Raw genomic sequence first — 23,224 nt, 5'->3', positions numbered from 1 at the left:
ATAACACGTTGAAAACTTATTGATCAGCTGAAGCGGAAACGCGTTCAGTTACATCCGGAAAGACTGATCAGCTCTTAGCGGAATGCGTGGTCAGATGAGCCGGAATTTGCACGATGACACACATTTCAAAAATATCACTGAACGCCGACAAAAGGAACATAATTTATAATAATTTCCATATGTGAGATTGATACAATGAAAAGACCGCAAGACTCCAGTCTTATGTGACTGACAGCCTTGCGGTCGAATAAACAATATGTGGCTGTCAGATATTTATGCGACCAAGCCATATATTTTCTTTCGGTTTGTATTTGTTTTTCAAAAGCAAAACAAGGATTACCCCATCTCTCGCAGACCGGACAATCCCTGTTCTGGTATCAACCATACATAAGACTGTACGGCCACAATGATTCAATCCCTATGATTCCTGTTTGGCAGGCAATGCCGCCGAAATCATCTGCCGGACGGCGCTCTGCATATCGGGTGACAGTCTGCGCCAATCGCTGACAAGTTTTCGCTCCTCCAGCGTCAGTTCCTTTTCCCGCAAGTCACTGTTGAAAAATTCAGCGACTGTGATCCCGAACGCCTGGCAACACCGCTCAATCGTTGAAACAGTTGGGTTATTTCCACGCTTCATCATGCTTGAGATCGTGGATTGTGAGATATTTGCTTCCTTTGCGAGCTAGTATTTTGACCACCCGCGTTCATCGAGAAGCTCCGTAATACGGGCTATCAAATCCATATCGTTCACCACCTCGCCACACTTTAATTTTATACGAAAAGTGCGCATTAGCGTTAGAGCGAATAGGCTTGATATTATTACTATGCTTTTGCGTAGTGTCCCATATAGAGTGTGGCGTTATAGGTGTACCCTAACGGTGGCGAAAGCAAAAGGGGATAATCAAAAGCCTTTATTACTCAGATTCAAGTCAAAAAATGATAACTATCATTCATCCGGCTTTACTGAAGCAAATTCCATCGCTTTTTTCATATTATCTTCAAACATCTCAGCCGGTATGAGTGCAATGCCTTCCTGCTCATCGCTTAGAACTACTAGTCTTTGACCGCCAGTAAGACCGAATATTTCACGGACAGCTTTAGGGATATGCCCCCGATCATTTATAATGACAGATCCCCAAATGTTTTTTCCTGTTGGGGGAGGCGGAATAACTTTTTCGCCATCAACTGTCGTTGTTTTAATAAGGCTGTCAATCGTAATTCCATATAGATCGGACAATCTTTGGCACTTCTCAATATCGGTAATGGTAGCGCCGTTTTCCCATTTTGCATATGCCTGCCGGGAAATACCTATTTTCTCCGCAATTTCTTCCTGTGAATATCCATGGACATTCCGCAGTATCATCAAATTTTCCTTTAACACAGCCTGCACATCACTTTAGCAGTAAATTCACCGCTTCAATGTACTCATCACGATGAACCGTATGGATCACGTGATCACTGCTATTTGTCTCAATCAGCCGACAATTATCTCCGATATACGATACCGCACGTTCCGCTTGTTCACGCGATGCCGCACATAAAAAGGTTCCATTTTCATGGACTGTCTCCTTTGCGTGAATATATACGCAGGGAACATCAATCGCAGTAAGTATCTCTTCATGCGTCAGTCCATGATTCCAGCTCAGGTCATAAAATCTCTCGCCATAGGCGAAATCATATTCTTTCGCATACTTGAACACAGACCAGATCGATGGGGGAAGAAAACTTATCTGAACTGCTTCATCCGGATTCTTCAAATGGCATTTCTGCGCATAATCTGCAATACCCGGCATAGCACCCTTCATAAACAGTTGTCCCCAATAGCAATGTCTGAGATAATAGGCTTCCCAACACTCAGATTTGTCGGAGGCATTGTACTCATGGAGCGGTTTATATGCATCCAAATACGCAAAGCTGTCTTCCCAGCCTTCTCCTTCTGTAGAGAATATCGGCGGATCTTCCAAAACCACGCCGGCAATATTTTGCCCCCTCCGTATGCGGCAATGTACGCTGCGGTAATCGCTCCATTGGAATGCCCGGAAACTACGGTAGATCCACCGATTACATGGTCAATAAACCAGATCAGATCATCCCCGTTGACATCCAGATAATACAGGCTTTCATCATGTGAAGATTCTCCATGACCATATACGTCAACAGCGTAGATATGCCAGTTCTTGCTTAATTCAGACAGAACAAGGGCATAGTCTTCCCATATGCTCATCTGTCCATGAATCAGCAGAAGCGCCGGCTTATCATTCGCGACCTCACCATAGTTTATGACCTTTCCGCTCTCCAGCGTAACCTGCTTTTCCTGGACCCCAGCTTTCTTAAGAGCCTTCTCATATTTGTCATACCAGTGAATATTCCGATACCAGTAAAATCCAAATGCAACGGTGAGTAAAACAATTACGATTAAAAATGAAATTCCTGCGATCTTCATGACTTTCTTCATGAAAACCTCTTTGTTTGATTCATATGATAATTGTAATGAATAGCTGCAGGATTATCCATCAACCAAAGATGTCAAATTTCTCAAAATAATGTTATGTTTGGTTGCGCCATCTTCTTATACTATATCGTCACTTCAAGTCTTTCCGATTATAGTACGAAACAAAAGAAGCAGGCAGTCTTCTCAGCCCTTGCCCGTTTCGCCCTCGCCCTGGAACCAGCACAGCAAAAGGCCCTTGTACTCTGTATACAGGAACGTCACGCCGTCTGTTTCCTCCGCCGTGAACTCCATTTTCATGGTGCTTCCGTCAAAATCGTTGGTCATGTCGGCGGAAAGCACATTCTCGTTCAGCGTATATGTACCCGTACCGCCGTCCGCGCCGATGTACCATGAGATATGGCCATCGCTTGTGATCTCCATGCTGCTGCCGAACTCCAAGGCACCGGGGATTGCCTCCATAGCGGTGGCATTGTCTTTTTCATCTTCCACCAGATGCCACGGACCGACCAGATCTTCCGCTGTCACGGCATCCGGATTATTTTGCTCCTGTACCGATGGCGCAATGGAAATGGAAGTGTCCGTCGTTTCCCTGGTGGGAGTCTCAACGGGAAGGCTTTCTTCTTCCACAGTGGTATTTGACGGCTCCAGTGTCGCCGCCGGTTCCGTGATCGCAGGTGCTTTTTCAACGTCAACGTGGATGCTGCCCTTTGCCTTCTGCCCCACGACGACGATTGCGTAGGGACCGTCCACAGGAGCCTCCACGGTAAATTCCGTCACTGTTCCGTCTCCCTGATAGAGCGATGTTCCGTCCGGTGACGTGATCTTCATCTCCAGCGACCCTTTCACCGTCTCGAATAAAATTTTAAGCGTATCTCCCTGCTTCAGCTCCAGGGTGTGGGTGTCCGTGCCGTTCATGGTTTTGACGACATCCAGGTTGTAGGAATCCGCGTTCTTTGCGCTGCTGCCGTCAAAGGCGGAGCTGGACGCGCACCCCACAAGGGTCAGCAGGAGAGCGCAGACGGTTATAACGATAACGAAAAATTTTTGCTGTTTCATAATGGTTTCCTTTCCGAATTCAGATTTGGTTTGATCAAACATGATCAAGTTGCTATTTCTTATCCATATTCATCCTGATCACATGAAAAAGGTTTGACAGCAATATGCACGCCAATGAGATCATCAATGGCATCATGGTCTCATTTCCGTCAAAAATGCTGACGCACAGGAAGATCACACCCGCTGAGATCAAACCTAAACTTGCTATGATGAAAAGTGTATTCAGTATTTTTTTCATTTCATTTTCTCCGATTTCTCTGCCTTCTATCGCACACGGTCAAAATATTCAAGGTTATCTCACTTTCGCTTGTCTATAATCACCGGTCACGCTCAAGCAGCCGTGACTTTGCCTCTGAATTGCTGTTCCAGACCGCACCCACCGTGGGGCAGCCGCCCCTGTCCGGGCAGTCGCCGCAGGTGGCAAGACCCTTTTTCAAAACGCACTGGTGGATGGGGCACAGTTTGTCGCAAAACGGTGTCTTGATTCCCTCCGTGCGGCAGCCCAGGCAGTTGATCATATCAGGGGTGATGGGAACCCCGTTCAGCCCGCTCCAGAGCTTTGCGGTATTTTCCCGGAGTTCGTTGTCATTGTTCAGCGTAGCGACGCGGGCATCGCAGGTTTCGCAGTCCAGTCCGCAGCAGGCAATCAAATTTTTCATGGTATTTTTCTCACTTTGCTTGCTTAATTCTTGTCGGTGTTCCTTCTGAAACATAAAGCATACTGTCATAAGCCATTTCCGGATTTTCAAATACCCTGTATGACATTGGGATCGTCCTTATGATGAGGTTGTACCCCTCTCCAAGGGATCCATTATAAATATAATCCGCGGTATATTGCTTCAGGGAAGAATCCTCCGGTATTTTCGAGAAATCCAGCCAGCAGATATTAAACCCTGCTCTCTTAGCCGCTTTTGCAAGAGGGTCATAGGAATAGAAGGTCTGATTGGTCCGGATTCCGTTTCTGCCCCGGGGCAAATTACAGGTCGTCTTGTAGAAATCCGTCCCGATCACATAGTAATCGTCCTCCAGTTCCTCATACAAAAGGCCGCCCATGTTCCCGTAGCCTGCAACCTTTTCGACATGCCCATTATGACCGGAAACAAAAATACATTCTCTCCCGAGCTTTTCCTCCTGCTCCAGGATCCACAGCGTATTCTCTTTCATAAATGAATCCCTCAGCGAGATATACTCCGCGCTGGCGCCTTCGCCAGAATTCAACTGACAATTTTGAATCAGCATTTCCGCCAGATGTACGCCAAGGTCGCTTTCCTCTTTTGCCGCTAAAAGCGCTTTGATCTGCTCGAAATGCGCTTGTCTCTGTGGGTAATCGTACTCCGGATTCCAGTCTTCACCGGTCACCAGAGGTTCGATCTTGGCAGCGGATACCCCCAGTTTTTCGCATTCTTCCAGGAGAAGCTGATAGGTATACAGGCCTCTTTGCATATCAAACCCGTAGAAGCGAAGATCCTCCCCTTTCGGAGCTTTCTCATTGTATTCCCGCATATAGGAAATGAGCGCAGCCATTTCATCTGTACGGTAAATCGCAAATCCGATGTTTGCCGCCGCTTCCTCGGCAGTGCCGGTGCCGCCGTGAATATATCGGTTTACCATCTCACATCCGCCGAAATCGCCTTCCAGTGCGAATGCTTTTACGCCTTCGTTTTCTACCAGCAGTTGAAACACATCCAGCTTTAACTGCTGGAATTCGCTGTTGCCATGAGATGCCTCTCCCAGTGCGACTACCCTTACCCCTTCCGGAATTGTCAGGCTTTGGACAGGTTCTGCGTATTTTGCAAATTCTTCCGGGTCCGCACTTTCACCGGTTCCAAATCCGCCGAAATATGTAAATACCTCAGCCAAAAGAAGCACCGTGATAAAAATGCACAGGAAAACGGTACGGAACACCCGGCCCTTCTTTTTCTTTCTATTTTTGACTACGACAGCAGCGGTCACCAGGCCCAGAGCGACCCGGGGCAAAGCGGCAAATAAAAAATCAATAAATCCATTCCACATAGGTTTTCCATTCCTCTCATTTTCTCATCCGTGCTTCTTCCCGAAACACATCCCGATGACCAGCCCAATGAGCATCCCCATAGACAGGGTAATGCCGATGTACTTCGGGAAAATGGCGCCAACGGCGGCCCCGAAGCACATCCCCAGGCTCATCCCCTCCGCCTCATAGCCGTTTTCCTTTTCCCGCTTCTTTTTCTTTTCTGCCCGTCCGGCGAAGAACACCGCCAAAGCGATCCCGGCCACCACCAGCGGCACCGCCGCCATGATAAAGTCACGCATGAATTTACACTCCTTTTTCGTTCAAAAAATCTTACTCATGACTGCTTAACGCATGTCCCGGTTCATCAGATCAAAGTCAATGTACTGCCCGTTCAGCTTGAAGAAGGCCGGGAAGGTACACAGCTTGCGGAAGCCGAACTTCTCATAGAGCCGGATAGCGCGGAGGTTGTCGCTTCGGACCTCCAGATTGATCTGCTCAAAGCCGTTTTCCACAGCAAACGCAAGAACGGCTTCCATGAGCGCGGAGGCGGCCCCGCAGCCCCAATAGGCTTTTCGCACGCTGATCCCGAACGCGCCCCGATGGCTCATGCGCCTCGGCTTGCGGTTCAGACTGGCATCCCCGATGATTTGACCGTCCGCCCAGGCAAGATACTGCACATTGTCCTTTGAAGCGACCTGCGCGGACAGATACTGCGTTTCCGCCTCCACGTCCAGCGGTACGCCCTCCGGGCCGAAGCTGAGATTGTCCGTCTCGCCGCCGACACACTTCAAATAGTCCAGCAGGGCGGCGGCGTCCTCCGGCCGCGCCCGGCTGATCATAAACGGTGCCTTTTTCTCCATACTCACTTATATACCTCCAGGTTTGATCCGATATTTCGCTTCTTTATATCCGTTTCTCCGGTAAAAACGCTTTGCGCTTTTTCCTCGATTTGGGAAAGGGCAGCCAAAACCTTCTTAATATTCTCCTCTCTTGGGAGAATGGTATGAATGTTAACCTCCGGATGCTCCGCAACGAACGCTTTCAGGAAGTCCAACAGGTTGTCCTTCGTTTTCATGTAATCCTCGATGATCACGCTGTCGCTGAATCCGAGCTGTTTCAGCAGGATCGCGGAAACCACGCCGGTTCTGTCTTTTCCCGCGCCGCAAAAGTACAGCACATTGCTTTCCGCCTTCAAAATGACGCAAATGATCCGCTCCATCTGTCCATCTATCATCTTCAAATAAGCATCGGCAACAGACTCCGGAGATTCTGGTACGGCTCCGCCCCCGGTAACAGGCAGATGATAGTAGGTAAACCCGCTTTCCGTCTCCAGTCTGCACGGTTTTTGCGCATATTCCGTCTTTTCCCGCAGGTCAATGATTGTAGTAACGCCATTTTTTCGCAGCCAGCTGACTTCTTCATCCGAAAGGTGCCCCGGATAATCGCTTCTGATATACCGCAAGGTTCCCGTGGGCAGCGCTCTCGTATTCCTCGTAGATTTCAGCAAAGAACCCATACGGCTGCCCTCCAATCCTCCTTTTGGCAAAAACTCATAGGTATTCTCCTCACAGTTTTTTTACGCACATACCGACCAGCAGCCCCATAAGCATCCCCACAGACAGGGTGATGCCGATGTACTCCGGGAAAATCGCGCCGACAGCCGCGCCAAAGCACATTCCAAGGCTCATCCCCATGGCCTCATAGCCGTTTTCCTTTTCCCGTTTCTTTTTCTTTCCGGCCCGCCCGGCGAAGAACACCGCCAGAGCAATCCCGGCCACCACCAGCGGCAGCGCGGCCATGATAAAGTCACGCATGAATTGACAGTCCTTTTCTCATATTCCGGTTCTTAAAATCAAAGTCTATAAATTTTATTGTTTTCCATCACTCGTTATCCAAGCGTTCCGAGTTAAGATGTATCTGTCCGCCATATTTTTGGCCAAACCGTGCCGTTACTGTAAAGGATAAAAAACAATAGAAACTCGTTTTTTCTGAATTCGCCGTTTGCGATCAGAACATCCTGCACAACGCCGCTCAGTTTGATCTGAAAGTCTGTTTCGCTATATCCGTTCCGCCCGTAAAACGCTTTGCGTCTTTTCCTTATTTCAATGTCCGGGGAGGTATCCTCACACGGTTCAATGGAAACGATGAGCTTTTTCTCCGGGTATCTGTTCCTGATTTCCTTCAAGATTGCGCTGCCGTACCCCTCCCCACGAAGGCTCTCGTCCACCGCCAGAAACATGAGAAACAAAAGTTTGCGGTTGACAGCGAAATACGCAAAGCCGCATGGAATATCTCTGTCATAAAAGCCCCAAAACTGTGTGTTCCATAGCTTGGACATCAAAACCATCAGGAAAAAAGGCATCCTCTCGTTTTTAGGGAACGCCTCAAAATAGATGCGTTTTATGTCTTGGCTGCTTAACCTTACTTTCTCAATATCAAGCCGCATCCATCATTCCTCCGGAAAAAACCCTTAATCGTGATATATTTTCACAATATTCATCATGCATGAATTTACCCTTCTTTCTTACAATTTCTTTACCATCTGCATTTCCCGGAATTGTCTTCCGGAAGACGAGTACGCAACCTCTTTGATCTCTTCAAAGCTAAGATCAGAGTACATCCTGCGCGCGATTGCGTTATCCAAAGACACGCTGATATACAACCTATCGGCATTGTGCTTTTTCTTAAAATAGTCCAGAAAGGCCACGACCGCCTGTTTGCCATACCCTTTCCCCTGATACTGCTTTCCGATCATAAAACGACTCATAGACCATCCGGGAATGGTATCATCAAAATCATATAAGATAAACCCGACCATCGTATCTTCGTGATAGACGCCTAAAGTATATAAGCCATCTTCGTAAGTGGCTTCAACCAATGACCGCTTGTTATCCGCGACAAACCATTTTTGACTGTCATCGACAGTTAGGGATATGCAATCCCAGTAGTTTGAACGATCGATTTCTCTAAATTCCATCATGTAACTCCTAATCTTTCTCCTTTATCGCCACCCAAGATAGCGGAATGTATGCCGCTTGTATTCCCGGTACGTCGCGCCGAATGTTTCCTCCAGATACCGTTCCTCCTGCAAAATCTGTAAATGCAGCATCACAATGGCAAACACCGTAAGTGGCACAGTCAGCAAATTGCAGTACATCAGCATCACACCGATATACATGAGGTCAAAGCCGAGAAAGGCCGGATTGCGGCTGAACCGATAGATTCCGGATGTGACCAGTTCTGTGTGATCCTGATCCGGGATGCCCGCCCTCCAGCTATCCTTCATACAGAGAACGGAAAGGAGAAAGATCAAATCACCAAGCATCCCGATGACAAAGCCGGTAAAGCGAGCGTTTGCCGCAAGGCAGCTCCAGCCAAACGCTATGGTCACAAGCTGTGCAATCACAACGCCCAGCGTTGCCATGCTCATCAGCAGTTCCACTGTGTGAATGGACTTTTCTTTCCGCTGTCCTATTTGCCGCGTCCGGATGTCGCGGCGCTTCTGCGCCAGCATCTTGGCAAAATATATGCCGTAAAACACTGCCAGCACAAAAAGGGCAGGCAGGGGATAAGAGAGAATTTCTTCCACCGGATATTCCATAATGCAACTCCTCTAATGAATTTTGTTTTAGCCATTACTTTTTTCTATTCTTCCTTGTGGAGGCCACCCGTATAAACGGCACAAGCAGCAGAACACATACCAGAACAGAACCGCCGAACTGCCCATAAGACATCCACACATTTGATTCCGGCGGACAGGGATAAATCATCGCCACAGCCACACGGAAGATCCAAAGCGCAAGCAAAAAGTCGTAAATATAAAGCGCTTCCGGATTCTGCGCGAATACCTTTTTGCCCCACAGAATGACGGTAAGGCTCAGCCCCGACAGTAAAAATGAAAAGCATAGGTTGACATAATTGATGGGAACCACCAGCGTTTCATACGGTATATACGAAGCCCAGCCAAACATCCACGGCACGGTAAAGTGCCACAGCCCCACCAGCAGGCTGATTGCAGCTCCCGCGTAGTACATGACCTGATACTTTTTCATCGGTTTTCACCTGCCTTTCATAGCCAGTTCCCTTTTACGAGCAATTATTCGGAACAGATAGAGGAAATAGACCAACAAGACGATAAACTGTACCGCACCCAGAAATATCTCAAACTGCGCGGAAACCTCCCCGCTGATGAAGGAACAAAAGTCATGCAAAGCGTGGAGCAGTACGCAGGGGAGAAGACTGCCGCTTTCAGCGAAAATCAGGGCAAATACCATCCCGTAGACCAGGGCGAAGCAGATCTGGAGAACTGTTTCCCCCAATTCCGCGCCTCCAGCTATGTTCAGGAGATGGCTGAACCCGAATAGAACGGATGAGATTATCATTGCCTTTCCCACGCCGCGCTCCAACCACAGGCCGCAGATAATGCCTCGGAAAAAGATCTCCTCCGCCATCCCGATACCCAGCGTCAAAAACAGGTTGGCGAACAGGAACGCCGCTCCGCCCTTCAAATCGACTCCCGCCGCAAAAGGGGAAAGGGCAATGAGCAGCAGGGGCACAAAATAGAGCACTCTCTTTACCGCCCCTTTTTCCATGCCGCGAAATCCCAGCTTTGAGATTCCTTTGTATCGGATGATTGAATACGCCAATGTGATAATTACAAGCCCCCAGATCACAGCGCCCCTGATCAGCGCGGAGGGGACGCCCTCTATTCCCGTGATCACCACGATTGCTCCCTGCGCGAAAAAGAACAGCAGCAGCAAAAGCGTTGCCATAGCGGTTTTCAGTATGATTCTGTCTTTCCGTTTCATTTCGAGCCTCCTGTCCCAGTCTCCGGCCATGTGCCAAAAGAAGTTCTGTCAACGCGAACTGTCTTCCACAAAATCGGAAACCGCCTTATTGATTTCCTTCCCGTGCCCTGTCAGCAAATGTCCGCCGCTTTCAAAGGAAATGAACGTGCAGTCCGGGAACCTCGGCACAGCTCTCTCCGTGTCGGCGTAGCTTGCCAGCTTATCGTCCTTTGCGTGAAAAATCAGCGTGGGAACCTGCAAATCCTCAATGGGATAATCCCCAAAGTTCCTCGCCATATCGGGGTTGGTAACAGAAGCGTCCAGTATCACGCCATCCTTTCTGTCGTTTATGGGCAGCATACTGTAAATGGTGGACGGCTCCATTCCCATGATTGGCTCAAATATAGGGCTTAACAGGAACATGGCGTAATCATTGCACAAGAACGCTGGTGGCCCGGCATATTCGACATATTTCTCCGGCTTCTCCACAGGCGGCATGGCGGAGCAGTATAAAATCAGACCCTTCGTGCGTTGGGGATAATCAAGGGCAAATCGGATCGCGACGCTGCCGCCTGCCGATGTGGCCAGCAGGTGCACCTTGTCAATGCCCAGCTTGTCCAGCAGCTCCACATAGGCCGCCGCCTGCCTGGCGGGCGTTCCGTCGCCGGAAACGTCGCTTCCCAGGTATCCGAACCGTGAGGGAGCTATGATCCGATAGTCGGAGCAAAAGTCCTTACAGGTGTCATAAGCCTGGTCATAGCCGCCGAAAATGCCGTGGACGGATAAAATCACCTCGCCCTCACCCGAATCGACATAAGTTATATCGCCGTAGCTTAATGCCTCCGTCTGGGCATTGTAAGCGGCAAGACGGTTTTTGCTTTCCCTCACCGCCGCGCCGCATCGTATCCCCTGGACAATGAAATACATTGCCAGGGCAAGGAATACTCCCCCCACTATGTAACTCCACATTCGCTTACACCTTCTCTTTTCAGTCACTGATTTCGTAAAATCAAGCCTCCAGACATTTCGCCCGCTGAGCCAGCTGTTCGATCAGCCGGTTTACGATTTTCGGCTGGTCGGTGTTGGAGTTGTGCCCAGCATCTTTGATCCATTCCAGGGGAATTCCGGTGTCCTCATGCCACGCCTTGTTGTATCTAACGCAAGACCCCGCCTTGTCCTGTTCGCCGCAGATGAGCAGGGCGGGGCATTTGATTTCATACGGCAAATCCCGCTCCACCGCCTCGGCAAGGATTCGGTAGCCGTGACCGGCAATCTTTGCGTAGCGCTTCTGGTCGCCGTCATACACCAGCATCATGTCCCGCATCAGGTTCCTTCCGTATTCCGACAGGGCAACGCCCTTTGTCCCGGACTTTAAGAGGGCCTTCCACGGATAGTAGCGATAGACTGGATCCATTCGTTTCAGCAGCCAAAGCTCCGGCTTTGTCATATACTTTCGTTGCAGCGGCGCGGAGTCGATGGACACAAAGCCCTTCAGCTTTTCGTGGTAAGTTTGCGCATACGCCTGTCCCACATAGCCGCCCATAGACTGCCCCACGATAACGGGTTTTGTGATCCCCTCCTGTTCCAGAATTCCGTCCAGCCACCTTGCCTTGTCCATCAAATCGAAGTCAAAGGCAAAGGGCCAGGAGGCGGCGTGGCCGGGGGCGTCCCACACAAGGACGTTGTATTTCCCCTCAAAATACACGATTTGTTTGTCAAACAACCGGTGATCCGCTGTCAGACCAGGCAGGAACACCAACGTTATTGCGTCCGGTGAAATCAGATGCACCCAATAATGGATTTTGCCCAATGGTGTCGTATATGTTCTCTCGTTCATACTTCCTCACTCTCCCTTTTTGCACCAATCCTTTTCTCCCAAGGAGAGGGCATAGGGCTGCGCCCAATCCTCGGTGTCGTAGAAGGTGGTGGTCAATTCCCGCTGGTCATAGACGCAGCTCCAGCAGGTCTTCTCCCCGCCGTTCTCGCCGGGGAAGTTGCTCTGCGCCACAGCCGCAAGGGCATCGCGTACCTCAATGGACGTCATGACACCCTCTGCGGTCTGCCACAGTTCGGAAAGCGTGTTGAAACGCACATAGGACTGGCCGCTGCCGGAGGTGCCGTCGTCCCCGTGGAGATAGAAGTTGGTCACCACCGGAGTGTCGGTCACTACCATCTCGCCGTTTTGCCACTCCACCGCCACGCTCCGCCCGGCAGCGTCAGAGAGGGAGAAGTGCTGGGCGCGGCCCAGGGAAAAGTGCATATCATACTGCGAAAGCAATTCCAACGCTTCCTCTACATTCGCCGCCTTGTCCAGCAGCAGCCGCAGACCGGAGACAATGGTAATGTCGGGCTTATCGGTATTCTGGTCGACACCCTCCTCGTGGCTCACCATGAGATCAGCCACGCACAGACCCTTTTCGTTCATGCCGTCCAGGATAGCGTAGACGGAAGCCAGCGCCATGAACTTATCGCCCATGCTTCCATCGGGCGTCCAGTCCTTCCCAAAGCCCAGGAAGTCCAAATTGCAGGTGGCGATGGACTCATAACCATTTTGGGGGATGGTATGTACCAGCATTTTGTCACATTCCTCCCAGTCGAAGTTCCGGCCAAAGAGGGACGCACCGTCGGGACTTGTCACCGCGACGGTGGAGCAGCCGTAGTTTCCCCCGGCGGTGGAGGTGTCCGGCTTCCAGAAGCCGTGAGAGAGGAATGAGGCGATGTAGTCTCCCATCTCGGCGTCGCTTTTTGCCCCACCCTGCTCCAGAAAGCCATCGAAGCCATAGTCTCCCTTGTATTCCATAGACCACAGATTATCATCCAGCTTCTCGATGGTCATGGCCGCCGTGAGTTGGGTGCCGAACATGGTCCACGCTCCCGCAAGGGCTGCAATCAGCACAGCCGCAATAACAAGAAGCGCGATTATTGCCTTTCTATGTCTCACCGAGGAAGACGAGTCCGCTTCGTTCGATATACAAAGCTCTTTTTCCGAAACGATCATTTTCATATACTCCTTCCTTGCCCATCGGGGCGCGTTTATCATTTTAGTATCTGCTTATATCGTAAGTCATTGTCGTGTAAACGAGAATTTATTTATCTCCTTTAAATGCTCTCCAAAAACATATTACCAATCCCAGAATCATGACAACAAAGGAAATAATAAAAGGAATAAGTGTATTTGTTCCCAGTAAAGAGCCCAATAATCCGTCAATGCCATTGTAGTTCCATGGATTTAGTACAGCATTGATAAAGCAAAAAGCAGAAAGTACAAGGCCAATTATTGTCAGCAGTATGCCGCAAACCATTTTCTTGTCCATGATACATCCTCCTCTAAATTCCAGTTAACTCTAAGCGGACAACTCTATTTTCTTCAGCCCAAACATTCAATCTTTTAAAAAATTCTGTTCCTATTCCATTGCCACGATAATCCGTTAAGATACCAACAACGATATATGCAGAATGAGCGATACGATTCATTCTGCCTTTTTGTGCTGATATGTATCCTATAAGCTTATTATCTGTTTCGGCAACGAGAAGAAAGTCATGTCCTTCCACGGAATCTCGTATGATAGACTTGATTTCAGAAAGATTCTTTGTCCTTTCGCCCGGTTCGTATAGCATATACTTTGTTTCATAATCCAATTGGTTCATCAAACTCCAGAATTGTTCTGCTTCATCCACGGATAGTGTTCTATACACCATTTTCATATCCTCGCAAATTTTGATTTTCCGGTGAGCCACTCATCTCTTGAAATTGCAAACACCCCGGCTTTTCATTGCCCTCATCCGAAAACGCATCTACCATCCCAATTTCTCTATCCATAAAGCCGCTTTCCGCCCTCATGCACTTTCACTCCCCAGAGCCGTATTTTTCAAACCGGCACTGCTCTATTACCTCGTCCCCGAGTAGCGTGATGGCCTTTTGGGGACAGCGGCTGATACAGCGGTAACACATGGTACACCGGTCTTCCGCGGTGGCTTTCCCGTCTCGCAGGGAGAGATTTTTCGTGGGGCATAAAGAGACGCACAGCCCGCAGCCCACGCATTTTTCGCTGATTTTCAGCTTGTCTGTGTATCCCGCCGTCTTGCCGTAAAACCACAGCCGCTGTCCAAAAAGTCCCTTCAGGTGGAAAAAGAATGACAGCCCGTCCTGGGGGTAGTTTCCTTGCTTGATCTGCCGTGCGGCAGCTTCTATCTTTTGGTCAGCCTGACGGACGATCTCCCGGTTTTCCTCCGGCGTTTTCTTCAACAGTTTGCTGTCGCAGACGGAATCCGGCATTTTGATCTGCAAACCGCTGAGTATTGTCGCCCCGCGTTTTCTTAAAATTCGAGCCGTACATCCTGTTCCATCACCGCTGAAAAGCCCCATCGTATTGACGCAAAAGACCTTTTTCCCATTCCATAGAGAAGAATGATTTTTAATAAAATCACGCACTATGATAGGGGCATTGGAAAACTGCGTCGGGTAGCCCAGCACAATGATGTCATGCTCTTCCAATATTTGAATCATCTGTGTATGTTCCAACGAAAAACTCTGCGCAGACGCGTCCAACAGTTTGACTAACTTTTCGACACAATGTTTTGTATTTCCAGTTCCGCTAAAATAGATTCCAATCATGAACGCATCTCCTTCCTTAAATGGGAAATTGCTTTTTTACAGTGCGGTTACCCAAAAACATACTGCTGAAATTGCATAAAGCGGCGTCATAATAAACATTTCCTTTCTACTCCACAGCTTATTCACAATCATTTTTCCTTTGATTTTGACAATCTATTTCTTCTGTTTTCCATCATTTTCTGACTGTTTTCGATTTTCGTTTTTCTTTTTTCTTTTAGCTTTTCCTTTGCCTTAAAAATGGCTTCAATTAACATCCGATTTGCTATCTGTCCCATATTGTCACCTCCCGTACAAAACATCAAAGCTATTTCTCCAATCTCATCCGACAAACAGAAAGCCCTGTTCGTTCTCTATCCCAGCACCGCCACAATCAGGGCGCACAGCAAGCAGGGAACGAGACCAAGCGCCATGCCGATCACCGAGCGCACTACATGATACTTCTTCTGGTGATACGCCTTGTCCATGTGCTCCGTTCCCGGCAAACGGATGCGCTTGACGTTGGCAAACAGCACCCAGTCCAGGAAAAAGCAGTCGTACCAGTCCACCAGCAGCCATAGACCGTATGCGTACAGGAAGCCGGTCTTGAAATCCGTCGCTCCTGCCGCAAGCGCCAATGCCGTCAGAATGGATAAAGCCAGCAACACTGCAAAGCCCTTTTTCAAGAACACCGGGGCACTGAGCACCTCGGTGGGAATGCGCTCATGGGTTTCAAAATATTTTTCCTGAATGTCCTTGGGGTAATCGTGGATCCACCAAACTGGATTTTTGCACAGCGAGATCATGATCAGGCAGGTGAACAGGATCAGCGCCCCAACACATTCCATTCCATAAATCGTCCAATTCACTGTTTTGTATCTCCTATAGCGCATTCCAATATAACACGAAGATCAGCACACAACCCCAAGCGTTTCCGGTGGCTTTTCGGACGATCAGCATTCCATAGATCAAAAAGAGAGTACACAGCATCTCTGCCACCGCGCCCGGCGTCACACCCACGGCTCCATGTATCAGAATACACATGACTGCGCAGACGAAAGCGCCCCAATCCCACAGCCTGTTTTTGGACGGATAGCGCTCGCCGATTTTATCGAAAATCACCACATAATTGAAGCCCTCAAAAAAGCCCCAGAAAAGCGCGGTGAGCAGCATGGCAAGAGCGTTCTCCGGAAAACCGCTCTCAATCGCCTCCGCCGTCGTTTGCACAGCAGAAAAGGGAAGCCATGTGTGCACATTTCCCGCAAAGAGGTTATACAGGAAATCCGGTACGCAGCACAATGCGCTCAGGGCAATGGCGGGCAACAAATGCTTACGGGTAAGGCCGTGATCCGAAAATCGTTCCTTTCTGACAATGGCCACGATGGTGATTCCCAGTCCGGCAATGCCGAACTGAAAGATGCCTCCCATGAACAAAACCCGCAGCACAATCGGGATCGTGGTGTCGGCGGCGATGTGGTTGATCTCCCTGCCGAAAACGGTATAGATGACAAGAATCAGAAGGCACACACCGGCGATGACCCACAAATCCGTATCCAGTTGTTTCTTTCGTACTTTTGTCAGCATGGCAGCGTCCTCCTTGATTCGGTTTCTATCTTGTTTGTATTCTCGTGAAGCGTTCCGAAGGAACATCAGCTAAACTCCCATGCCTGCTGGCGCAGGCACCAAAACGCATGAAAGCCCATTTACAGTGCCGCAAACACCCCGCAGCCCCGCTTCTTCAGCCACAGATACAGCCCCCCGCAGAGAACAAGGTTCAGCCCGATGAACGCTCCCATATACCCCGCAAAGCCCAGCTTCCAGCCGGGGAGCAGCAGAAAGCCCATGCAAAAGAGGATGGTGTAGGCCCAGCCGCCGAACATGGCGATCATCACACCCATGCTCTGCTTGATGACCGTGATCTCCTGCGTCCAGTTGAGATTGGGCATTTTCAGCCCCATAAACAGCCCGAACAGCGCCGAGAGCAGCACAAAGGACAGCGTCTGAACCGCCGCAAGCGCAATATCCAGCGGGGCAAAGGGGCAGACCATCGCAAGGCACAATAGGCAAAACAGCATGGGGATGCCGGTGAGCAACAGCTGCACGGAAAGCTTTGCTCGAAGCGCCTGCCAGGGCTTTACCGGCAGGGACTGCATAAGCCACAGGGATTTTCCCTCCAGTGACACGGAGGGAACTGCCATATCGTTCATGGAGGCGATCATGCACCCCATGGCGCACAGCAGCACCGGAACGCTGCCCGGCCGTTCGCCGAACACCTCGTTCATGACCGTGAGGAACGCCCCTCCCTTCCACAGCAGCAGGACGCCGCAGACGGGCAGCATCAGGATGCCCAGACCGCAGTTGAGCATATAGTTGGGGCTGGCGAGAAACCGGGAAAATTCTTTCCCCAGCAGGGCCAAGGAGACGCTTTTCTGCCTGACGGCGGTTTCCTTATAGACCTTCCGTTCCGATTTCCCGGTGGAGGTGGCCAGCTTCAAAAAACTGCGGGAGATGAGCGCCCACATCAGGGCGAACAGTGCCGCCACAACCAGAGAAATAACCAAACAGGGAATCGGACCGCCCACGCCCACCTGGCCAAACAAATAGATGGGATAGGCAGCATCCTTGACCGCTTCGCCAAAAGCCAGCGCATTTGACAGAAGCTGGCTGATCAGGGTCTGCGCCTTGAACACTGCGAAGTAGTACACGGCGAAAAACGCCAGAGAGACGATGACGGTAATCAGGCTCTTGCGCTTCAGCTTCAGGCTGATCTTCGCCACCACAAAGCCCAATGCGCAGGAAACCGTCATGACAAAGACGGAGATAAGCGCGGTAAGCAGAAGCCCACCCAGCAGGTTGGGCAGGGTGAATGCCGCCTGGGTCCAGTAGACAAGGATCGCCGGAAGCATCACCACGCCGGAATACAGAAGGCCCATGAGGTAAACCGTCACAAGCCGGGAGACCATCAGTACGGAAACCGGAATGGGCAAAGACAGCAGCAGGTCGTTGTCCTTTGGCAGGTACAGCGTGGAGTAGGTGTTGAACACGCTGCCGAAAGCCCCCAGCAAAACGGCGATCAGCCCCATCATGGCAAAGTAGAGCCAGTCCACACCGGCAGCGTGGAGCGGAGCGCAGAGGGTCTTAGCCAGAACCGCGAACATCCCGCCCAGGATACCTGCCATCAGAAGGGCAAAGAGGACAAAATAGGCTGCCGTGGCCCCCTTGGAGCGAGCCTTGTTCTTTTTCGCGTCGTAGAAATAGCTGCGGAAAAGTTCCGCCATCTCCTTTTTTACCAATACTTTCAGCATGATTCTCCCTCCAGTTCCAGGAACACATCCTCCAGAGACTCGTCCCCCTTGACCTCCTCCATGGTGCCGGAGCGGATGAGCCTGCCGGACTTGATGATTGCCACCTTGTCACAGAGCTTTTCCGCCACCTCCAGCACATGGGTGGAAAAGAAGATGGCGCCGCCCTGATTGCAAATCTGGCGCATCATTTCTTTGAGCAGATGGGACGCTTTCGGGTCAAGTCCCACAAAGGGCTCATCCATCAAAATAAGTTTCGGCTCGTGGAGCCAGGCGGAGATGATGGCCAGCTTCTGCTTCATGCCGTGGGAGTAGGCGGCGATGGGCTGCGCCAGATCGGCGGTGAGTTCAAAGGCATCGGCGTATTTTTTGATGCGCTCCTGTCGATCATTTGCGCCCACGCCGAAGATGTCGGCGATGAAATTGAGATATTTGATGCCCGTCATGTAGTCGTACAGGTCGGGATTGTCTGGGATATAGGCAAAGCGCCGCTTGCATTCCAAGGGATTTTCCTTGATGGATATCCCGTCAATATAGATTTCCCCCGCGTCAAATTGCAAAATGCCCGCCACGGATTTTAACGTTGTGGTCTTTCCCGCCCCGTTGTGGCCAATAAAGCCGTAAATCTCGCCGGGGGCGATATGTAAATTCAGATCATCCACGGCTTTTTTCTCACCGTAGGCTTTTGTCAGATGTTCAATTTTCAGCATGGTTTTCTCCTCCATCATTTTCATTTTCTAATATTTTAAGTCCTGTTTTAACATCCGTTCCCAATAACTCCTGCGCTTTTTTGAAATCATAAACCTCATTCGGCTTATCGTGGGCGTGTAAAAGCTTTTCCTTGCCGTATTTTCTGATAAACAAAGTCTGCGCCTTTGCAGCCCTGCCGTTGCTGCCGTTTTGGTAAAAGCCTTTTGCGCAGTCGTCCAGCTCCCCACACTCGTAGCATCCGTCGATACCCTTTTCCTCACAGCAGACGATGTTGGGACATTTTCCCTTCTCGTGAAGCGTTCCAAAGGAACAGCAGCTAAATACAGAACGGCAGCCCCCGCACCATTCTCCGAGGAAGCAGTGATTGCAGGATAATCCGCAGTACGAGATTGCTTCCGCACCTTTCCTTGCCCGTTTTACGATTTCAGCTTTCCGTCTGCCGCCGATTTCCCATAGCCTGCTTTTCTCCGCTTCGTCGGCAAAAAGGCATTTGCGGTATATCCGGGAGTCCTCGCCCGAGACATCCTTTTCCGTTTTGAAAAATTCATATCCGTATTTTTCATAAAGTCCCGTATGACCTGTGGAGATATAGATGGATTCCTTTCCCATCACGCAGGCAAGGCTTTCGGCGTACTCCAGCAGGATTCCAGCGTAACGATGCCCCCGGTATTCCGGGAATGTATAAACAAACCCGATCCACGGCGAAAGCTCCGTGGGCTGGATATCGTCAAGGGGCGCGAAGGTGCAGAAGGAAACGAGTCTTTCACCCTCCGCAAGAATAAGCACAAGGGCCGTCTCTCCCACCGCCTTTTTCAAGCTGTTCTCAGAGAGCAGGCTGTGCAAATATTTTCCCGCGCCCCATTCACATCTTCCGATTTCCTCCAGCCAGTGTTCCCGGTTCTCCGCCGTAAAATATTCCATGATCTCTAATGTGTCCATTTTGATATTCCCCCAAATAGGGTTTGCCCCTACTCTACTGTACAAAAACCGCCGCTGAACAGATAGTCTGTTTCTGTAGCCATTTGTGTCTATTTTATAGATCTGAAGAGTATGCCTGGCGCCATAGCCAGAGTGAGAAGCACACTTCTGTGCCTTCGTTTTTTTGTGAAGGGCACATAGCATCCCCGCTATATCGCCAAAGCTCTTTTTCCGGGACGCTCATTTCCATATGCTCCGCTTTTGCCCATTGGGGCATATTCATCATTTTATTCTGTATCTGCTTATATCGCAGGTCATTGTCGTATATCTGCATGTATCCTCCTTCGGTGTCCTGCACTGTAAAACGCAGCGCGCACCGCAAGCCCCGTGTCTAAGCATCAGGCTCTCCTGTCATAAACGCTCTCTTGTACGTTGGTAAAACGGTTCTCCAAAACAGCAGGCAATGGATCACCAACATTGCTCCGAAAAAGATTCTTGCAGCCCATTCAGGGAACAACAGCGCAATTCCATTCATATCGCCTCCGCCGAAAAAAACGCACAGTATGCTCAGATACAGCGGATCGATCAGCAGCATGGCAATCGTGATGTAATACAGGCAGGCTTTGAATACTTTGGAATCGGCTTTACAGATTTGAGACGCCGTTAAAGTCAGAACATAGGCCGTAACCATTGTTGCAGCGGTACCGGACAGACAGAAAATCCCCAACTGGAGATTGCTCATCTGCTCCTCGTATATTCCAATCTGCACACCAAGCCCCATAAAATTGATCTTGCGAAACGCTCCGACAAACAGCGCATAAATCAGATGCGCGCCTTCGTGTATGATATAGTACATCAACACTGCGGAAAGCAGACCAATATATTGCCGTATGCGTTTATTCATATAATGTATCCTCCTGCTGCTTAATTTTTGCTCATTTTCCTCGTACTTCATGGATTCGGAATTCTATCCTCCGGAATCCCTGCCTGCTTGAGGAAACTATTACCTGCCTGATGTATCATGCTCATGATTTCTTCTTCCGATAAGCGCATCATACCGGTTGCTAAAAAGGAAGCGATCCCATGTGTATATATTACAGTGTTTTGAACATACTGCTCTGCGCTTTTCTCTGATATCTGAAATTCCGCCGCTATCATTTTGATCAGCTCACGGTTATCTTTATCGTCAAGAATCACATCAGAATCTCCCACAGGATAGCAGTCACTTCCATTCAGAAATACAAATTGAAAAAGATTAGGTTCATACAACGCCATTTTTATATAGGCTTGTCCTACCTGCTCAAAAGCATTGACTGACTCACTGGCTGAGGGGCGCATTTTGCTGTTCGCGTATTTCAGCGCGTGATCGGCTAACGCCTTGCGGAGTCCCTCCATGTTATCAAAGTGCCATACCAGGGGCTGCGTAGAGCAGCCAATTTCCTTTGATAAGGTCTTGATATTGATTGCGGAATACCCATCACGGATCAGCATTTTCAATGCCGCTTCCAAAATAACTTCTTTGGAAATCTGCGTTTTTCTTGCCATTTTAGTTTCCTCCCCCCGAATTACATAAATTATTTTATATAATTTAATTTATATTATAGACTCGATTTAGAACCTTGTCAAGCACTCTAAATGATTTATTTTTTCAATCAAATCCTATCTGGACCCTACTTCTTGAGGAGCCTACTTCTTGTGCAAGCAATGCCTTCCTGATCAGGAAGGCCCAAACAAAAAGATTCCGCCCGTAGGCGGAACTTTCTGTTTTTGCTTGTTGGGGCAGCCTCGTCTCCCGACTCGATCCGCGCTAAACGGTCTCCACCGGAGACCGGCGCCCCCCAATCCCCTTATGAACGAAGATTGCACCTTCGGCGACGCTCGTCCTCGCAAGTTTCAAGTCCTCCACACTGGTAAAGCCGTGCTGCTGATAATAGAGCAAAGCCCTGGCCTGTTGTTTTGTGATCTGATTCTGAATCGCCCGGTCGTAATACTGACCACGCCCCTGATTCCGCTTCGCCTCCAGAGAGCTGACCAGCTGTGATTTTTGCTCTGTCAGCGGACTGCAGTGTTTTCTTAGATTGTGGATGCTCTTGCCCAGCAGCACCTCGCAAATCGCGTCCTTCTGGTATTCCTCCGGCAAGGAGCGCATCCGGATATTCCGCTTCTGTCGGGAATGGCTGAAAGTGATGTTCTTTCTTCTGGTGATGGTATATCCCGTCTGCTCCATGAAGAAGAGGAACGCCTCAAAGCTGTGGGGCTTTTTCGCCAGCCTCTCATCTATGTCCAGACATAGCCGGTCACGGTTGGAGAGTCTCTCTTTGCCCCCTGCCAGCAGTTGTAGCTCATGCCGTGGGGCTTGGGATTTTCCACAATGGACATCTGATGCTCCTCGCAGATCAGGTCGCTGAGCCTGCGGACTGCCACGGCGCTGCCCCAGAAGTTTCGGAACTTCCATGTGCAGTCCAGGCTGGTGGAGTTCCAGTAAATGTGGTTGTGGATATGCCGATTTCCCGTATGGGTGCAGACGATGAAGGCATGGTTGACCTTGCGGAACTACTGGGCAAATTCATTGTCCGCCGTGTCCGGGGAACAGGCGATGGAAGTAACAGGCTGACCCACCTCAGTATTGTCCGGATTCTTGCCGTAGTCCAGACGGTCTGACAGACACTTCCGGATGGTTTTGCCCTTGTTCAGGTGCATGGGGATGATGCGGGCAGTAGCCATTTTACTTCACCTGTCCTTTCCAAAACAATCGAATTATGTGTTACCACCGAAACCGCACTTGTAATCACGTAGGCTCAGGTGTGGGACTGATGGAGAAATCTTGTAATAATACCTCCCGATAAGGCGAACGGACTAGGCCGAGCCTTGTCAGTTCACTTCTATTCCGACAACTATCCTAACAGTGGCATACAGCTTGAATTGCTCAATGTCCCAGAAGAAAGCGAGTTTGACAGGGCTGCAAAGTACTTTGAAGCAGAGACCCACCTGACATACGATATGACCCACCCCTTTGTCCAGGCGGTTTACGTTTTCCCCGATGGACGCAAAGAGATCGAGTGGAAGTTCAAAGACATAGCGTATTCCATTGGGATACAATGAGTGAGGCACAAGGAAAATCCCACAGTGAAGGCTGCGGAATTTTCTCTTGGAAAAGCTTATATTTTTAATGCTCTTATTCTACTTGACACTACAAACAAATCGAACATTCCAAAACAGACAGCATCAATCCCTTAACTCAGGAAATGTCCGTTAAACAATAAAAACTCCCTTTATCTTTTACAAACTCTCTTGATTACAAAGTATAATGTACCCATAACAGTGGACACACGAATTAGTGTAGTACCCTTTTTTCGGACACCCACACAAGACGTGACCCTGTTCTTAAACACCGTTCCCATGTGAACCCTTTTT

34 protein-coding genes and 1 pseudogene are annotated in these 23,224 nt (G+C 49.6%); all 35 read right to left on the bottom strand.

Annotated elements, in window-relative coordinates:
* Positions 1-418: 418 nt before the first annotated feature.
* Positions 419-670, bottom strand: a pseudogene (locus ACTQ50_RS17490) (helix-turn-helix domain-containing protein); the annotation flags it as partial.
* Between the two features lie 276 nt (positions 671-946).
* A complete protein-coding gene (locus tag ACTQ50_RS17485; protein WP_441485259.1) occupies positions 947-1,381 on the bottom strand; it encodes a helix-turn-helix domain-containing protein in 435 nt (144 codons plus the stop codon).
* Positions 1,382-1,391: 10 nt separating this feature from the next.
* Complete coding sequence (locus tag ACTQ50_RS17480; protein ID WP_441485258.1) at positions 1,392-1,805, bottom strand: hypothetical protein; 414 nt, start codon at positions 1,803-1,805, stop codon at positions 1,392-1,394.
* On the bottom strand, positions 1,802-2,455 hold the full coding sequence (locus ACTQ50_RS17475; protein WP_441485257.1) for an alpha/beta fold hydrolase: 654 nt from the start codon (positions 2,453-2,455) through the stop codon (positions 1,802-1,804). The genes ACTQ50_RS17480 and ACTQ50_RS17475 overlap by 4 nt, the downstream gene beginning before the upstream one ends.
* 180 nt (positions 2,456-2,635) lie before the next feature.
* The gene (locus ACTQ50_RS17470) at positions 2,636-3,280 is read right to left on the bottom strand and encodes a hypothetical protein (RefSeq protein WP_441485256.1); all 645 of its coding nucleotides are present in this window, start codon (positions 3,278-3,280) and stop codon (positions 2,636-2,638) included.
* 280 nt (positions 3,281-3,560) lie between these two features.
* Positions 3,561-3,746 (bottom strand): hypothetical protein, encoded by a 186-nt coding sequence (locus tag ACTQ50_RS17465; RefSeq protein ID WP_441485255.1) that lies wholly within the window; start codon positions 3,744-3,746, stop codon positions 3,561-3,563.
* Positions 3,747-3,825: 79 nt separating this feature from the next.
* Positions 3,826-4,167: a DUF3795 domain-containing protein gene (locus ACTQ50_RS17460; protein WP_441485254.1), complete on the bottom strand. Its 342-nt coding sequence runs from the start codon at positions 4,165-4,167 to the stop codon at positions 3,826-3,828.
* A 10-nt stretch (positions 4,168-4,177) separates the two neighbouring features.
* Positions 4,178-5,521: an erythromycin esterase family protein gene (locus tag ACTQ50_RS17455; protein ID WP_441485253.1), complete on the bottom strand. Its 1,344-nt coding sequence runs from the start codon at positions 5,519-5,521 to the stop codon at positions 4,178-4,180.
* A gap of 24 nt (positions 5,522-5,545) precedes the next feature.
* A complete protein-coding gene (locus ACTQ50_RS17450) occupies positions 5,546-5,800 on the bottom strand; it encodes a hypothetical protein (protein WP_441485252.1) in 255 nt (84 codons plus the stop codon).
* A gap of 45 nt (positions 5,801-5,845) precedes the next feature.
* On the bottom strand, positions 5,846-6,361 hold the full coding sequence (locus ACTQ50_RS17445) for a GNAT family N-acetyltransferase (RefSeq protein ID WP_441485251.1): 516 nt from the start codon (positions 6,359-6,361) through the stop codon (positions 5,846-5,848).
* Between the two features lie 2 nt (positions 6,362-6,363).
* Positions 6,364-7,017 carry a tyrosine-protein phosphatase gene (locus ACTQ50_RS17440; protein ID WP_441485250.1) on the bottom strand — a complete coding sequence of 218 codons (654 nt, stop codon included), beginning with the start codon at positions 7,015-7,017 and terminating at the stop codon, positions 6,364-6,366.
* Positions 7,018-7,066: 49 nt separating this feature from the next.
* The gene (locus tag ACTQ50_RS17435) at positions 7,067-7,315 is read right to left on the bottom strand and encodes a hypothetical protein (RefSeq protein WP_441485249.1); all 249 of its coding nucleotides are present in this window, start codon (positions 7,313-7,315) and stop codon (positions 7,067-7,069) included.
* A 92-nt stretch (positions 7,316-7,407) separates the two neighbouring features.
* Positions 7,408-7,947 carry a GNAT family N-acetyltransferase gene (locus ACTQ50_RS17430; protein ID WP_441485248.1) on the bottom strand — a complete coding sequence of 180 codons (540 nt, stop codon included), beginning with the start codon at positions 7,945-7,947 and terminating at the stop codon, positions 7,408-7,410.
* Positions 7,948-8,025: 78 nt separating this feature from the next.
* On the bottom strand, positions 8,026-8,478 hold the full coding sequence (locus ACTQ50_RS17425) for a GNAT family N-acetyltransferase (RefSeq protein ID WP_441485247.1): 453 nt from the start codon (positions 8,476-8,478) through the stop codon (positions 8,026-8,028).
* Positions 8,479-8,502: 24 nt separating this feature from the next.
* On the bottom strand, positions 8,503-9,102 hold the full coding sequence (locus tag ACTQ50_RS17420; protein ID WP_441485246.1) for a methyltransferase family protein: 600 nt from the start codon (positions 9,100-9,102) through the stop codon (positions 8,503-8,505).
* A gap of 34 nt (positions 9,103-9,136) precedes the next feature.
* Positions 9,137-9,553, bottom strand: coding sequence for a hypothetical protein (locus tag ACTQ50_RS17415; RefSeq protein WP_441485245.1), 417 nt, complete (start codon positions 9,551-9,553; stop codon positions 9,137-9,139).
* Between the two features lie 6 nt (positions 9,554-9,559).
* Positions 9,560-10,309, bottom strand: coding sequence for a CPBP family intramembrane glutamic endopeptidase (locus tag ACTQ50_RS17410; RefSeq protein ID WP_441485244.1), 750 nt, complete (start codon positions 10,307-10,309; stop codon positions 9,560-9,562).
* A 48-nt stretch (positions 10,310-10,357) separates the two neighbouring features.
* Positions 10,358-11,257, bottom strand: coding sequence for an alpha/beta fold hydrolase (locus ACTQ50_RS17405; RefSeq protein WP_441485243.1), 900 nt, complete (start codon positions 11,255-11,257; stop codon positions 10,358-10,360).
* A gap of 40 nt (positions 11,258-11,297) precedes the next feature.
* Positions 11,298-12,125 carry an alpha/beta fold hydrolase gene (locus ACTQ50_RS17400; RefSeq protein WP_441485242.1) on the bottom strand — a complete coding sequence of 276 codons (828 nt, stop codon included), beginning with the start codon at positions 12,123-12,125 and terminating at the stop codon, positions 11,298-11,300.
* A 6-nt stretch (positions 12,126-12,131) separates the two neighbouring features.
* A complete protein-coding gene (locus ACTQ50_RS17395) occupies positions 12,132-13,292 on the bottom strand; it encodes a linear amide C-N hydrolase (protein WP_441485241.1) in 1,161 nt (386 codons plus the stop codon).
* 82 nt (positions 13,293-13,374) lie between these two features.
* Positions 13,375-13,602 carry a hypothetical protein gene (locus tag ACTQ50_RS17390; protein ID WP_441141747.1) on the bottom strand — a complete coding sequence of 76 codons (228 nt, stop codon included), beginning with the start codon at positions 13,600-13,602 and terminating at the stop codon, positions 13,375-13,377.
* Positions 13,603-13,615: 13 nt separating this feature from the next.
* The gene (locus tag ACTQ50_RS17385; protein WP_441485240.1) at positions 13,616-13,987 is read right to left on the bottom strand and encodes a GNAT family N-acetyltransferase; all 372 of its coding nucleotides are present in this window, start codon (positions 13,985-13,987) and stop codon (positions 13,616-13,618) included.
* Positions 13,977-14,129, bottom strand: coding sequence for a hypothetical protein (locus tag ACTQ50_RS17380; RefSeq protein WP_441485239.1), 153 nt, complete (start codon positions 14,127-14,129; stop codon positions 13,977-13,979). The genes ACTQ50_RS17385 and ACTQ50_RS17380 overlap by 11 nt, the downstream gene beginning before the upstream one ends.
* A gap of 6 nt (positions 14,130-14,135) precedes the next feature.
* Positions 14,136-14,903 carry an EFR1 family ferrodoxin gene (locus tag ACTQ50_RS17375; RefSeq protein WP_441485238.1) on the bottom strand — a complete coding sequence of 256 codons (768 nt, stop codon included), beginning with the start codon at positions 14,901-14,903 and terminating at the stop codon, positions 14,136-14,138.
* 128 nt (positions 14,904-15,031) lie between these two features.
* Positions 15,032-15,178: a hypothetical protein gene (locus tag ACTQ50_RS17370; RefSeq protein WP_441033182.1), complete on the bottom strand. Its 147-nt coding sequence runs from the start codon at positions 15,176-15,178 to the stop codon at positions 15,032-15,034.
* Between the two features lie 75 nt (positions 15,179-15,253).
* The gene (locus ACTQ50_RS17365; protein WP_349084515.1) at positions 15,254-15,748 is read right to left on the bottom strand and encodes a hypothetical protein; all 495 of its coding nucleotides are present in this window, start codon (positions 15,746-15,748) and stop codon (positions 15,254-15,256) included.
* 13 nt (positions 15,749-15,761) lie between these two features.
* Positions 15,762-16,463, bottom strand: coding sequence for a hypothetical protein (locus ACTQ50_RS17360; RefSeq protein ID WP_441485237.1), 702 nt, complete (start codon positions 16,461-16,463; stop codon positions 15,762-15,764).
* 119 nt (positions 16,464-16,582) lie between these two features.
* A complete protein-coding gene (locus tag ACTQ50_RS17355) occupies positions 16,583-18,184 on the bottom strand; it encodes a hypothetical protein (RefSeq protein ID WP_441485236.1) in 1,602 nt (533 codons plus the stop codon).
* Complete coding sequence (locus tag ACTQ50_RS17350; RefSeq protein ID WP_441485235.1) at positions 18,178-18,891, bottom strand: ABC transporter ATP-binding protein; 714 nt, start codon at positions 18,889-18,891, stop codon at positions 18,178-18,180. Before ACTQ50_RS17350 ends, ACTQ50_RS17355 begins: the two co-directional genes overlap by 7 nt.
* Positions 18,878-19,831: a GNAT family N-acetyltransferase gene (locus tag ACTQ50_RS17345; protein WP_441485234.1), complete on the bottom strand. Its 954-nt coding sequence runs from the start codon at positions 19,829-19,831 to the stop codon at positions 18,878-18,880. The genes ACTQ50_RS17350 and ACTQ50_RS17345 overlap by 14 nt, the downstream gene beginning before the upstream one ends.
* A 94-nt stretch (positions 19,832-19,925) precedes the next feature.
* Positions 19,926-20,144, bottom strand: coding sequence for a hypothetical protein (locus ACTQ50_RS17340; protein ID WP_441485233.1), 219 nt, complete (start codon positions 20,142-20,144; stop codon positions 19,926-19,928).
* A 57-nt stretch (positions 20,145-20,201) separates the two neighbouring features.
* Entirely contained in the window at positions 20,202-20,714 is a 513-nt protein-coding gene (locus ACTQ50_RS17335; RefSeq protein WP_441485232.1) for a hypothetical protein, read from the bottom strand.
* Positions 20,715-20,761: 47 nt separating this feature from the next.
* On the bottom strand, positions 20,762-21,355 hold the full coding sequence (locus ACTQ50_RS17330) for a TetR/AcrR family transcriptional regulator (RefSeq protein ID WP_441044585.1): 594 nt from the start codon (positions 21,353-21,355) through the stop codon (positions 20,762-20,764).
* Between the two features lie 262 nt (positions 21,356-21,617).
* A complete protein-coding gene (locus ACTQ50_RS17325; RefSeq protein ID WP_441485231.1) occupies positions 21,618-22,037 on the bottom strand; it encodes a hypothetical protein in 420 nt (139 codons plus the stop codon).
* Positions 22,038-22,087: 50 nt separating this feature from the next.
* The gene (locus ACTQ50_RS17320) at positions 22,088-22,297 is read right to left on the bottom strand and encodes a hypothetical protein (RefSeq protein ID WP_441485260.1); all 210 of its coding nucleotides are present in this window, start codon (positions 22,295-22,297) and stop codon (positions 22,088-22,090) included.
* Between the last annotated feature and the right edge of the window lie 927 nt (positions 22,298-23,224).

This window comes from Blautia sp. Sow4_E7, from assembly GCF_052116245.1.
Classification (GTDB): Bacteria; Bacillota; Clostridia; order Lachnospirales; family Lachnospiraceae; genus Blautia_A.
The sequence above is the reverse complement of the archived record's forward strand: the minus strand, read 5'-3'. Positions and strand labels throughout refer to the sequence as shown.

Excerpts from the sequence above, each read along its gene's own strand:
- ACTQ50_RS17410 (WP_441485244.1), bottom strand. The coding sequence starts at position 10,309 with ATGAAACGGAAAGACAGAATCATACTGAAAACCGCTATGGCAACGCTT.
- ACTQ50_RS17415 (WP_441485245.1), bottom strand. The coding sequence starts at position 9,553 with ATGAAAAAGTATCAGGTCATGTACTACGCGGGAGCTGCAATCAGCCTG.
- ACTQ50_RS17370 (WP_441033182.1), bottom strand. The coding sequence starts at position 15,178 with ATGGGACAGATAGCAAATCGGATGTTAATTGAAGCCATTTTTAAGGCA.
- ACTQ50_RS17480 (WP_441485258.1), bottom strand. The coding sequence starts at position 1,805 with ATGAAGGGTGCTATGCCGGGTATTGCAGATTATGCGCAGAAATGCCAT.
- ACTQ50_RS17475 (WP_441485257.1), bottom strand. The coding sequence starts at position 2,455 with ATGAAGAAAGTCATGAAGATCGCAGGAATTTCATTTTTAATCGTAATT.
- ACTQ50_RS17400 (WP_441485242.1), bottom strand. The coding sequence starts at position 12,125 with ATGAACGAGAGAACATATACGACACCATTGGGCAAAATCCATTATTGG.
- ACTQ50_RS17440 (WP_441485250.1), bottom strand. The coding sequence starts at position 7,017 with ATGGGTTCTTTGCTGAAATCTACGAGGAATACGAGAGCGCTGCCCACG.
- ACTQ50_RS17420 (WP_441485246.1), bottom strand. The coding sequence starts at position 9,102 with ATGGAATATCCGGTGGAAGAAATTCTCTCTTATCCCCTGCCTGCCCTT.
- ACTQ50_RS17470 (WP_441485256.1), bottom strand. The coding sequence starts at position 3,280 with ATGAAGATCACGTCACCGGACGGAACATCGCTCTATCAGGGAGACGGA.
- ACTQ50_RS17455 (WP_441485253.1), bottom strand. The coding sequence starts at position 5,521 with ATGTGGAATGGATTTATTGATTTTTTATTTGCCGCTTTGCCCCGGGTC.
- ACTQ50_RS17335 (WP_441485232.1), bottom strand. The coding sequence starts at position 20,714 with ATGAATAAACGCATACGGCAATATATTGGTCTGCTTTCCGCAGTGTTG.
- ACTQ50_RS17435 (WP_441485249.1), bottom strand. The coding sequence starts at position 7,315 with ATGCGTGACTTTATCATGGCCGCGCTGCCGCTGGTGGTGGCCGGGATT.
- ACTQ50_RS17430 (WP_441485248.1), bottom strand. The coding sequence starts at position 7,947 with ATGCGGCTTGATATTGAGAAAGTAAGGTTAAGCAGCCAAGACATAAAA.
- ACTQ50_RS17355 (WP_441485236.1), bottom strand. The coding sequence starts at position 18,184 with ATGCTGAAAGTATTGGTAAAAAAGGAGATGGCGGAACTTTTCCGCAGC.
- ACTQ50_RS17425 (WP_441485247.1), bottom strand. The coding sequence starts at position 8,478 with ATGGAATTTAGAGAAATCGATCGTTCAAACTACTGGGATTGCATATCC.
- ACTQ50_RS17465 (WP_441485255.1), bottom strand. The coding sequence starts at position 3,746 with ATGAAAAAAATACTGAATACACTTTTCATCATAGCAAGTTTAGGTTTG.
- ACTQ50_RS17350 (WP_441485235.1), bottom strand. The coding sequence starts at position 18,891 with ATGCTGAAAATTGAACATCTGACAAAAGCCTACGGTGAGAAAAAAGCC.
- ACTQ50_RS17340 (WP_441485233.1), bottom strand. The coding sequence starts at position 20,144 with ATGCAGATATACGACAATGACCTGCGATATAAGCAGATACAGAATAAA.
- ACTQ50_RS17375 (WP_441485238.1), bottom strand. The coding sequence starts at position 14,903 with ATGATTGGAATCTATTTTAGCGGAACTGGAAATACAAAACATTGTGTC.
- ACTQ50_RS17360 (WP_441485237.1), bottom strand. The coding sequence starts at position 16,463 with ATGCTGACAAAAGTACGAAAGAAACAACTGGATACGGATTTGTGGGTC.
- ACTQ50_RS17445 (WP_441485251.1), bottom strand. The coding sequence starts at position 6,361 with ATGGAGAAAAAGGCACCGTTTATGATCAGCCGGGCGCGGCCGGAGGAC.
- ACTQ50_RS17450 (WP_441485252.1), bottom strand. The coding sequence starts at position 5,800 with ATGCGTGACTTTATCATGGCGGCGGTGCCGCTGGTGGTGGCCGGGATC.
- ACTQ50_RS17385 (WP_441485240.1), bottom strand. The coding sequence starts at position 13,987 with ATGGTGTATAGAACACTATCCGTGGATGAAGCAGAACAATTCTGGAGT.
- ACTQ50_RS17325 (WP_441485231.1), bottom strand. The coding sequence starts at position 22,037 with ATGGAGCAGACGGGATATACCATCACCAGAAGAAAGAACATCACTTTC.
- ACTQ50_RS17395 (WP_441485241.1), bottom strand. The coding sequence starts at position 13,292 with ATGAAAATGATCGTTTCGGAAAAAGAGCTTTGTATATCGAACGAAGCG.
- ACTQ50_RS17405 (WP_441485243.1), bottom strand. The coding sequence starts at position 11,257 with ATGTGGAGTTACATAGTGGGGGGAGTATTCCTTGCCCTGGCAATGTAT.
- ACTQ50_RS17330 (WP_441044585.1), bottom strand. The coding sequence starts at position 21,355 with ATGGCAAGAAAAACGCAGATTTCCAAAGAAGTTATTTTGGAAGCGGCA.
- ACTQ50_RS17460 (WP_441485254.1), bottom strand. The coding sequence starts at position 4,167 with ATGAAAAATTTGATTGCCTGCTGCGGACTGGACTGCGAAACCTGCGAT.
- ACTQ50_RS17390 (WP_441141747.1), bottom strand. The coding sequence starts at position 13,602 with ATGGACAAGAAAATGGTTTGCGGCATACTGCTGACAATAATTGGCCTT.
- ACTQ50_RS17345 (WP_441485234.1), bottom strand. The coding sequence starts at position 19,831 with ATGGACACATTAGAGATCATGGAATATTTTACGGCGGAGAACCGGGAA.
- ACTQ50_RS17380 (WP_441485239.1), bottom strand. The coding sequence starts at position 14,129 with ATGAGGGCGGAAAGCGGCTTTATGGATAGAGAAATTGGGATGGTAGAT.